9 protein-coding genes and 3 pseudogenes are annotated in these 10,718 nt (G+C 34.6%); 11 read left to right on the top strand and 1 reads right to left on the bottom strand.

The features are described 5' to 3' along the window. The first annotated feature begins 105 nt into the window (after nucleotides 1-105). The 11 genes and pseudogenes from ACW2QF_RS10810 to ACW2QF_RS10760 all read left to right on the top strand — a co-directional run bounded on the left by ACW2QF_RS10810 (nucleotide 106) and on the right by ACW2QF_RS10760 (nucleotide 9,678). Nucleotides 106-540, top strand: coding sequence for a GNAT family N-acetyltransferase (locus ACW2QF_RS10810; RefSeq protein WP_455716017.1), 435 nt, complete (start codon nucleotides 106-108; stop codon nucleotides 538-540). Nucleotides 541-584: 44 nt separating this feature from the next. Beyond that, a complete protein-coding gene (locus tag ACW2QF_RS10805) occupies nucleotides 585-749 on the top strand; it encodes a hypothetical protein (protein WP_455716016.1) in 165 nt (54 codons plus the stop codon). Between the two features lie 35 nt (nucleotides 750-784). Next, a complete protein-coding gene (locus tag ACW2QF_RS10800) occupies nucleotides 785-1,546 on the top strand; it encodes an MBL fold metallo-hydrolase (RefSeq protein WP_455716015.1) in 762 nt (253 codons plus the stop codon). Between the two features lie 69 nt (nucleotides 1,547-1,615). Then, a pseudogene (locus tag ACW2QF_RS10795) lies at nucleotides 1,616-2,229 on the top strand (DUF5131 family protein). An 83-nt stretch (nucleotides 2,230-2,312) separates the two neighbouring features. Further along, a complete protein-coding gene (locus ACW2QF_RS10790) occupies nucleotides 2,313-3,080 on the top strand; it encodes a GNAT family N-acetyltransferase (RefSeq protein WP_455716014.1) in 768 nt (255 codons plus the stop codon). 60 nt (nucleotides 3,081-3,140) lie between these two features. Then, nucleotides 3,141-3,395, top strand: a pseudogene (locus ACW2QF_RS10785) (GNAT family N-acetyltransferase); the annotation flags it as partial. Nucleotides 3,396-3,462: 67 nt separating this feature from the next. Further along, on the top strand, nucleotides 3,463-4,311 hold the full coding sequence (locus ACW2QF_RS10780) for a MerR family transcriptional regulator (RefSeq protein WP_455716013.1): 849 nt from the start codon (nucleotides 3,463-3,465) through the stop codon (nucleotides 4,309-4,311). Nucleotides 4,312-4,508: 197 nt separating this feature from the next. Next, a complete protein-coding gene (locus ACW2QF_RS10775) occupies nucleotides 4,509-6,905 on the top strand; it encodes an ABC transporter (RefSeq protein WP_455716012.1) in 2,397 nt (798 codons plus the stop codon). Next, on the top strand, nucleotides 6,902-7,840 hold the full coding sequence (locus ACW2QF_RS10770; RefSeq protein ID WP_455716011.1) for a serine hydrolase domain-containing protein: 939 nt from the start codon (nucleotides 6,902-6,904) through the stop codon (nucleotides 7,838-7,840). The genes ACW2QF_RS10775 and ACW2QF_RS10770 overlap by 4 nt, the downstream gene beginning before the upstream one ends. 60 nt (nucleotides 7,841-7,900) lie before the next feature. After that, a complete protein-coding gene (locus tag ACW2QF_RS10765; RefSeq protein WP_455716010.1) occupies nucleotides 7,901-8,335 on the top strand; it encodes a MarR family winged helix-turn-helix transcriptional regulator in 435 nt (144 codons plus the stop codon). 11 nt (nucleotides 8,336-8,346) lie between these two features. Then, on the top strand, nucleotides 8,347-9,678 hold the full coding sequence (locus ACW2QF_RS10760) for an MATE family efflux transporter (protein WP_455716008.1): 1,332 nt from the start codon (nucleotides 8,347-8,349) through the stop codon (nucleotides 9,676-9,678). An 88-nt stretch (nucleotides 9,679-9,766) separates the two neighbouring features. Here the strand turns inward: ACW2QF_RS10760 and ACW2QF_RS10755 are convergent. Further along, nucleotides 9,767-10,666 (bottom strand): annotated as a pseudogene (locus ACW2QF_RS10755) (LysR family transcriptional regulator). Between the last annotated feature and the right edge of the window lie 52 nt (nucleotides 10,667-10,718).

The following is a 10,718-nucleotide window of genomic DNA, read 5'->3' as shown; positions in this document are numbered from 1 at the left end:
ATGATGATGTGATTGAGTTGATAAAAGGGGAAGTGAAATAATGCTAATAATTGGATCTATAGAAAGTAACGATAAGGAATTTTGGTAAATAAATGGAGGATTAGTATGATTAGAGAAATTAATAATGAAGATTATGATGGGCTAATGAAACTTTATATGCAATTACATGATAATCCGATGCCTGAACAATCAGAAGATATTAAAGAACTATGGAAGAAGATTTTGAATGACAAAGATCATCACATAATAGTTGCAGAGGAAGATGGGAAAATTGTTTCTTCTTGTGTATGTGTTATTATTCCTAATTTAACGCATAATCAACAACCCTATGCATTTGTTGAAAATGTAATAACCGACATATCGTATCGTAAAAAGGGATTAGCTACAAAGTGCTTAAATTACGCAAAAAAGATTGCTATGAAAGAAAATTGTTATAAGTTAATGCTAATGACGGGATCAAAAAGTGAGAGCACACTTAAGTTCTATGAGGAAGCAGGATATAATAGTAAGGATAAAACTGTATTTATTCAGTGGATATAATAGTATCTAATGAAATTAGGGTCAACTTAACGAGGAGGAGAGGTATGAGTAAAGCACAGGTAGCTTTTCTAGTTACAATTGTACTTGGCATAATGGGATTGATAACGGGATTATTATTGGGACTTAGTAGTGATGTTGGTGTTATATTTGCAATAGCAACTATGGGAGCTTTTATTATTAGTGAATTAAAGTCCTTGAGTAAGAAATAGAGATACTTATTTACTTAGGTAAGGAGGATTAACCAATGAGTGATTGGTTTGCCATTGATCAGATTGATAAAGATACATATATCATCAGTGAGTATAAACACTGGGAGGAAACTCATGCATACTTATTGAACGGAACTGAGAGTAGTCTTTTGATTGATACAGGTCTTGGGATTATGAATATTTATAATGAAGTTATAAAATTAACGGGTAAACCTATCACTGCTGTGACAACTCATGTACACTGGGATCATATTGGTGGTCTTAGATATTTCCCTAAGTTTTATGTACATAAAGATGAGGTGAATTGGCTTTCTGGAGAATTTCCGTTAACATTGGAACAAGTAAGGGTATCTGTAGTTGAACGATGTGAATTACCAAAAGAATTTGATATAAATGATTATAGTATATTTCAAGGAACTGCCACAAGGGTGCTGAAGGATAATGATACTATTGATATCGGTGGGCGATTGATACAAGTATTACATACACCCGGTCACTCCCCAGGGCATATGTGTTTTTATGAAAAAGATAAGAGATATCTATTCACTGGGGATTTAGTTTATAAAGATACTTTATTTGCGTATTATCCTTCGACCGATCCACAAGCTTATTTGCACTCTATTGAAAGAATTGCTAAACTAAAGGTTAATAGAGTGTTTCCTGCGCATCATGATTTGAATATTGAACCATCTATAATTGAAGATATGAGACAAGCATTTCATCAATTAAAAGAAGAAGGTAAATTACATCATGGTAGCGGTGTATTTCATTATGGTGATTTTTCTATATGGGTATAAGTAGTAGTCAGATGTACATATTTAATTCATCCGTGATAAAGCTATAATTTACTAAAAGGGGGAAATGCGATGGCAATGTGGAGACCTTGGCGTGGTTGTCATAGATATAGTGAAGGGTGCAAGTATTGTTATATACATAAAGGAGATGCAAGGAGAGGTATTGATACCAATGAGATAGTACGCACAGACAAATTTTATGCCCCAATTGAAAAGAAGAAATCGGGCGAATATAAGATGAAATCTGGGCAATGTGTATTTTTATGTTTTTCCACACATTTTTTAATAGAGGAGGCAGATGCATGGCGTGCTGAATGTTGGGATATGATAATGTAGTTGTTGGTTGTAGCGTAGAGAATCAAGCTATGGCTGATTTGAGATTGCCACTGTTTCTAGACATGCCAATCAAACATAAGAATATCATCTGTCAGCCATTAATTGAACAAATTAATATAGAAAAATATCTAAAGGGAATTGATCTGGTAGTAGTAGGTGGTGAATCGGATCGAAATGCACGTCCTTTGGACTATGATTGGGTTCTTGATATAAGAAATCAATGTATGCGTAAGAATACGCACTTTGATTTTAGACAATGTGGAACACATTTTATCAAAGATAATAAAGAATATACTTTAGCTACAAAAGACTTATGTAGTCAAGCTAGGAAAGCAAATATTAATTTGTAGAAGATATGTCAGTCTATCAATGTTAATTTAAAAATTCAACTTTGGCTTAAAAATGGACAACTGCTTTATAAGGAGAATTGGTTATGAATAATAATGATATATTAAAAATTGCTATGCAACAGTCAGCGATAGATTCAAACTGTGATGCAAAGGACTTTCTCTCAATGGAGAACAAAATAGTTATATCTAGATTACACAGAAATGCAAGAAAATATCTTAACGAAGCATTTACATGTAACTTAGTTTCGTATGGTTCTAACATAGTTGCTTCTGTACGTGAGGATCTTATAGATGTTGTGGAGGCTTATCTTGTTAAGTATTCAATAGAACATTGCTTTGAAACGCCGAATATGCATATTTTGAATGATGCATTGCAAGAACATAATCTTCGCATCTGTTTTATGGCGGAGTATTTTTTGCCAGATATGGATCGATTAGAAGAGTTACCATGTGAATATGAAACTCGAGTATTAACACAAAAGGATTTTACAGATTTGTATATATCAGAATGGAGTAATGCATTATGCAAAGATCGAAAGGAATTAGATGTACTTGGTGTTGGTGCATATGATAATGACGTATTAATTGGTTTAGCAGCGTGTTCCGCAGATTGTGATACGATGTGGCAAATCGGAGTTGATGTATTACCACAGTATCGTCGTAAGGGAATAGCTAGTGCGTTAACAAGTAAATTAGCGATAGAGATATTAAGCCATAATAAGGTGCCATTTTACTGTGCAGCATGGTCAAATATTAAGTCGGTAAGAAATGCAATAAAAAGTGGATTCCGACCTGCTTGGGTAGAGATGACTGCTAAAAGTAAGGAATATGTTGCAAAGATGAATCTGTAGAGATTACATAAAAAACATAGTGAAGATAAGTTCAAAGGTGATTTTGAAGAAAAGAAAGGACGTGAATTAGGGTACGTTCTGAGTAAGGCATATTGGGGAAAAGGATTGATGTTAGAAGCGGTACATAGAGTTATTTCATATTGTTTTGAACAACTATCGTTGGATTTTCTCACAGTGGGGCATTTCATCTGGAATGACCAATCAAGACGAGTTATCGAAAAAAGTGGCTTTCAGTTTTACTGTGAAAGTAAATTAACGACAATTATGGGGACAGTAGAAAAGGAATATTGCTATGTACTGTTTAGAAAAGAATAGTAAAAAAATTCTTGACACTCACGGAACGTCATAGGATATGCTGGTTTTATCAAGAATAGGAGGTCATATGATGAAAACTGTAAAAGAAGTAGCTGAGTTAACGGGTATTAGCGTACGCACACTTCATTATTATGATGAAATTGGACTTTTAAATCCTACGAAGTGTAATGAGGTGGGATACCGGCTTTATGACGATAAAGCATTAGAAACATTGCAACAAATTTTGTTTTTTAGAGAATTTGATATACCTTTAAAGAATATCAATTCTATTATGTGTTCTCCTAATTTTGATAAAGAGTCGATTTTAAGTAGTCAAAAAAAGATGCTTGAGCTAAAACGTGACAGATTAAATCGTCTTATTACCAGTATCAATGAAATTCTGAAAGGAGAGAACAAGATGGATTTATCAGTATTTAACAAGGCTGAGATTGAAGAATTGTATCAGTCAATGATATCTAATATGTCAGAAGAACAAAAGAATTTTTTTATTAAGCAGTATGGAAGTATGGAGAATTATGGTGAATACTTTATAGAAAATGCCTCTAATGAAAAGGCGCAGAAAAATTTTGAAAAAGTAGTAGAGTGGTATGGAGACAAGGAAAGTGTATTAAATTCTGCAAAGAATACTAATTCAAAAGTTATGGAAGCATATCAAAAGCGGATAGATGAAATAATGAAAAAACTAGCGACTAAACGTGGATCGGATACTTCTTCCTTTGAGGTGAAAGCAATTATTGGGGAATACGATTTTGTATCAAAGCAACTTTATCAATTGAAAGATGCGAAAGTGCTAATACTGGAACTAGCGGATATATATAAAAAGGATGAGAAAATGAAAGCGTCATTAGATGGACAATATGGTGCTGGTATAGCAGATTTCTTTGCCGAAGCGGTTGAAGAATTCTACCGAGAATAAAGAAGTAAGTTTGATATTCATAGGATTTGTCCGAATTGCAATACGATATGTTAAAACGAATACTCTGTTTAGCCTAAAGAAATTTAGGTAATTGCGAAACTCTTCTCCGTGCATAAAACACATTGATATTTCTTTATGCACTACAAATAGTTTCGCAATTAACTATTAAGAAATTGAATAAAAGGAGTCAAGAAAAGGTGCATAATTTCATAGAAATTAAAAACGCAAGAATACATAATCTTCAAGGTGTAGATGTGAAGATACCGAAGAATAAGCTTACTGTCATTACTGGAGTTTCGGGAAGTGGGAAGTCCAGTCTTGCTTTTGATACATTATACGAAGAAGGGAAGAAGAGATATCTCACTTTCTCGGGTTCACAGTTTACTATCGATCATAAGGAAATATTTGATAGTATTACAGGGCTTTCACCAACAGTTGCAGTAGAACAACGAATTATACGTCAGTCAAACCCAAGAAGTACAGTAGGTACAAGAATAAATATTGATGCAATGCTTGCAGCACTATTTGCTAACTATGGTGTAATTGAAGATGGATATGACGATGGAATTCCTTTGGAAATTGCTAATTTTCAAAAGAATTCACCTAAGGGAATGTGCACAAGGTGTAGAGGAGCAGGTTCCATATTTTTAGTAGAGGAAGATGAGATTTTCAAAGAACTAGATGTAACCATTGAAAATCTTTTTTATGGCAATCAGACACATTATAGTCATTTGGTAGGCAGGTTTGAGAAAATTTATGATATTAGTAGAAAAAGAACGCTGCGTTCTCTAAGTGAAGAAGAATTTAGATTATTCAAATATGGTGATGGCGGTGGCTTTTCTGGTCCTACTGGATTTATGGGAGTAATCCCTTGGCTTATGGAGAGTTATAAATATCAAATAGGACGCGGGAAATCAACTTGGATTACCGAACTTGACTATGTAGGTATGAGAACTTGTCCCAAATGTCATGGAGTTGGATTGGGAACACAGGCGTTACATACTACAATTGCTGGAAAGAACATTGTTGAATTAGAAGATATGTATGTTAGCGATATTTATAAATTTCTAAAGGAATACGCTGGTGGGAAAAATCAATTGGTAGTTAAGATACTTGAAAAGCTTGAAGGCTTGATGGAAGTAGGACTAAGTCATTTGGCTTTGACAAGAAAAGTACCTACCTTGTCAGGAGGAGAATTACAGCGTATCTTCCTTGCTTCCTATATCATGGCAGAAATGGATTCTATTATATTTGTATTTGATGAACCGACGATAGGACTTCATGAAATAGAGAAGGAAAACTTAATCAGGCTTCTAAAAAGACTTGTGGAGAATGGAAATACGGTAGTTGCTGTAGAGCATGATGAAGGTTTTATGAAAAATGCTGACTATATCATTGATATGGGACCCGGTGCAGGAGTACAAGGTGGAAAGAAAATATTTGAAGGTACTTTAGAAGAATTTCTAAAGTGTGAAGAATCAAGAACAGCGCCTTATCTTACTGAAAAATCTACTTTTCCTGTTAAACGAGAATATAGAGAGACCTATGATAATGAGGTTCTAAGAATTACAAATGCCACCTTGCATAATCTAAAGAATGTTGATGTTACGATTCCACTTGGTGTTATGGTAGGAGTTGCGGGGGTATCAGGTAGCGGTAAATCAAGTTTGATTACTGATACCTTAGTTCCAAAATTAAAAGAGATTTTAAAGAAAAAATGTGTTGCTCCAGAAGAAGATTCGCCTGAGGAAGAAGAAAACAATGAAGATAAAACTAGGGATACCATTCTTTCAGGAACAGAACATTTAAAAAGTTGCTTTATTATTGACCAAAAACCAATTGGAAGGAACAAAACATCATGTCCAGCAACGTACACAGGAATTCTTGATCGAATCAGAAGTCTTTTTGCGAATACAGAGGAAGCAAAGTCAAGTAACTATACTGTCTCTATGTTTACTAGAAATTCCGAAGGAGGGTGTTCTAGATGCAAAGGTGAGGGGATTTTGCATCATTATGTTGGATATGGTAACTTTATTGATCTGATATGCGATGATTGCGTAGGTACTGGATACATTGCTGAAGCAAGAGAGGTATTTTTAGATGGAAAAAATATCTGTGATGTATTAAATATGAGTGTAGATGAAGCAAGAGAATATTTTGAAGATAAGGATAAAGGAATTAGTGATATATTGGAAATTATGCAGCAGGTAGGTATGGGATATATTACACTAGGACAAGCAATCCCAACAATCTCTGGTGGTGAGAGCCAGCGTATTAAGCTTGCGAAGGAGCTTTCTAAAGGAAAGAAGACAGTGAAGAAAGGTTCAAAAGGTTCGTTATATATTCTAGATGAGCCAACAACAGGTTTATCCTTATACGATACAGAAAAACTTCTGCTATTACTGAATGAGTTGGTGGACTGTGGCAATACAATTATTATAACAGAGCATGATTTACATGTATTATCAAACTGTGACTATATTATAGAAATGGGACAAGGTGGAGGTAAAGAAGGTGGAGAAATAATTGCAGTAGGAACTCCGCGTGACTTAAAGAATAATTCTAATTCCGTAATAGGAAGGTATTTGTTATGATTGATGGAAGAGAAATAGATGAATACATTAAAACAAAGCAATATAGACTGATCAATGGTGTTTTAGTATGGCAGGATGGAAAGACAATAATAGAGAAGTATTACAACGGCTTTACAAGAGAAAGTAGAAATGTAATCCGCTCTGTAGTAAAAAGCATACTATCTATTAGTACGGGGATTTGTCTTAATCAAGGATTGATAAAGAGTCTAGATGAGCCAATTTATAAATATCTGAATGAATTCAATCAAGGTATGCACCCGTATCATAAGGCAATTACCATAAGGCATCTTCTTACTATGACCTCAGGCATATATTGGGTAGGTGGTGTTCATTATCATTGTCCGCAGCTGTCTGTCCTTAGAAGAAGTTCAAACTGGATAGAGCACATTGCAGAAACCGATGTTGTCAATGTGCCTGGGACTAAATTCAATTATAGTGAGTTTGATGTTATCTTACTTACGGCTGTTTTACAAGTAGTAACCAGTAGAGATATCTTTGATTTTGTAAACGAGAACCTGTATAAACCCCTTAATATATCTAGTGGTCCGTGGTGGAAAAGCAAATGTAACATTGGATATAGCTGTGCAGAAGGCGGAGAGGGGAATAGTGGAAAGAACGAAAGTCCTTCTAACTTAACTGCCCATGAAATGCTAAGTATTGGTCAGTTGTTCCTACAGAATGGAATGTACAATGGAAAACAAATTGTATCAAAGGAATATGTTGCAGAAGCAATTACCCCATCGAAGCAGAACAAAAGTTACGGTTATCTCTGGTGGTTAGGTGAAGATTATTATGGCTGTAGAGGTTTTGGTGGCCAAAACATTACAGTAGTTCCAGAGAAAAAAGAGATTTATGTAATTCAAGCTACACCGACTGCCAGGGGAAAAGAGTATGATGATGTGATTGAGTTGATAAAAGGGGAAGTGAAGTATTGACATTTGTCCGAAATCATACTATTATATATAACTGTATGATTTCGGACAAGGAGGTGCTTAATGAGAAAATTTAACAATGAGTTCATACGCTATATTTATTTATCAAGCGAAATAGGTGCGCTTTATCACGAAGCAGGGGTTAAGCTCGGCTTATCTGACAGTGCTATGAATATCCTTTATACCATCTGCGTTATTGGAGAAAAATGTTCTCAAATTGATATATGCAGGCTTTCAGGCATCAGCAGACAGACAATCAACTCTGCTATCCGTAAGTTGGAAAAGGAGGATATTGTCTATCTTGAACCTACTGGTGGTAGAAATATGCTAGTTTGTTTGACCGATAAAGGAAAACAAGTTATGGAAGAAAAAGCTTACCCGTTGGTTAAAATAGAGAACGATATTTTTGAGAGTTGGACAACAGAAGAAAAAGAGATGTATATCCGACTGACACAGCGATATCGTGACGAAATGAACAGAAAAATTAATGAGTTATAAAGGTTAATATTATGAACATTCAGTTATCAGAACATTTTACTTATAAAAAAATATTACGATTTACTTTCCCATCAATCGTAATGATGGTGTTCACATCAATTTATGGTGTGGTAGATGGGATTTTTGTATCAAACTTTGTAGGAAAAACACCGTTTGCGGCTATCAATTTGATTATGCCATTCATAATGATTTTCGGTACAATCGGTTTTATGATAGGGACAGGGGGTAGCGCCCTTGTTGCAAAAACTTTTGGTGAAGGGAACGAAAAGAAAGCAAATAACCTTTTTTCAATGCTTATATATATAACGATTGGTCTTGGAATATTGTTTTCTATTGTTGGAATTATTTTTATTCGTCCTGTTTCCATAATGCTTGGGGCTGAAGGAGCTATGATTGAAGATTGTGTTACTTACGGTACAATTCTTTTAGTATCACTTACAGCATTTATACTACAGAATGCTTTTCAAAGTTTTCTTGTAACAGCAGAAAAACCTAACCTAGGTCTTGTTATTACCGTTGCAGCAGGTTTGACCAACATTGTGCTTGATGCCTTGTTTATTGCTATATTTAAGTGGGGACTTGTTGGCGCGGCAATCGCAACAGCTATTAGCCAGTGTGTAGGTGGCTTAGCAGCACTTATTTACTTTGCACTTCCTAATAGAAGTCGTCTAAGACTTGGAAAATCAACCTTTGATGGTAAGGCTTTTTTAAAGACATGTACTAACGGATCCTCTGAGCTAATGACAAACCTTTCAATGTCACTGGTAAATATGCTCTATAACTTTCAATTGATGAGGTTTGCAGGTGAGAACGGTGTATCAGCATACGGGGTAATAATGTATATAAACTTTATCTTCATTTCCATTTTTACTGGTTATTCTATTGGTATAGCACCCGTTATTGGATATCATTATGGCGCTGGAAACAGCGATGAACTGAAAAATATGCGAAAAAAGGGCTTGTTTTTGATAGGCTGTTTTTCTTTGATTCTAACAGCACTTGCTGAAGTCTTGGCTTTGCCACTTGCAAAATTATTTGTAAGTTATGATTCAGATTTGCTTGCAATGACACAACGAGCATTTATGTTGTATTCAATTTCATTTCTTTTTTGTGGATTTAATGTGTTTGGTTCGGCTTTCTTTACTGCGCTTAATAATGGACTAGTGTCCGCACTGATCTCATTTATGAGAGCCCTTGTATTTCAGGTTGGTGCAGTTATGATATTGCCAATATTTTTACAACTAGATGGTATTTGGTTTGCTATTGTCGTTGCAGAATTCATATCACTTATGTTGACAGCATTCTTCTTTGTAAAGATGAAAACAAAATATCAATATTGTTAACTAAATAATTTGGTAATAATGCCCTGTGGTTACTGTAACACAGGGCATTAACAATCTAAAGTATAATTTTCATCCACTCATTACTTATTCAAGGTGTGTTTAATTGTTCTATATGATCTATGAGGATAGATAGGAATGCTTTCATAGTTTGAGAAACCCATTTGTTTTTGTGGTAGAAAACCTGTCCGTACATTGTAAGTTGGAATTCAGAGATAGGGACTATTCGAATGGCACCCATCTTTAATTCTGTCTGAATTGTAAATTCAGGTAATACAGATAGCCCCAAGTCAGCGGCAAATCATTTCTTGATAATTTCAGTATTGCCTATTTCCATAAAGGTATTAAAAGGTATTTTAGAGGAAGTAAGTAATTGCTTAAAGGCATTCCCATAGCTGCAATCATTTTCTGTAAATATGAATGTTTTATTAGAAAATGATTCAAGGGATAATTCTCTTTCGTTAAAGATAGTGTTATTTGGTGAGGCGAGGATACATATAGGGTTTTGATACGCAAGCGTTTTGATCCAATTATCATTGGAGATTGGTTCATCAAATGTCCATAGTAAATCTATTTGATTTGTGTTTAATAAAGAGGAAAGTTCTTCAAAGTTACCAATTTTAATAATTGTGTTAACCTCTGGATATTCCCTATGAAACCTAGTAATAATTTCAGGCATATACGTAATACAAATGGACTCTAAAATCCCTATTTTAATTTCGCCGCTAGGAACTAAACTATCAGATAGGGCATTTTTAGCGTTATCTATTGAAGAAATAATCTCGTTAGCATAGTTTGAAAACAATTTTCCATTTTCGGTGAGTGTGATTCGTTTACCTATGCGATCAAATAATACAGTACCAAGTTCGGTCTCTAGTTGCTTGATCTGCATAGTTACATTGGATTGTGTGTAACCAAGAGCTGAAGCAGCTTTAGAGAAACTATTAGTTTCTGCGATTTTTAAAAAAGAAATGATGTTCCGTATTTCCATAATACCCACTCCTTCGAATAATATTAGATTTTTAGTGATTAATATCTGATAT

It is taken from the genome of Anaerosporobacter sp., from assembly GCF_965301125.1.
This window is presented reverse-complemented; position numbering and strand designations above follow the sequence as displayed.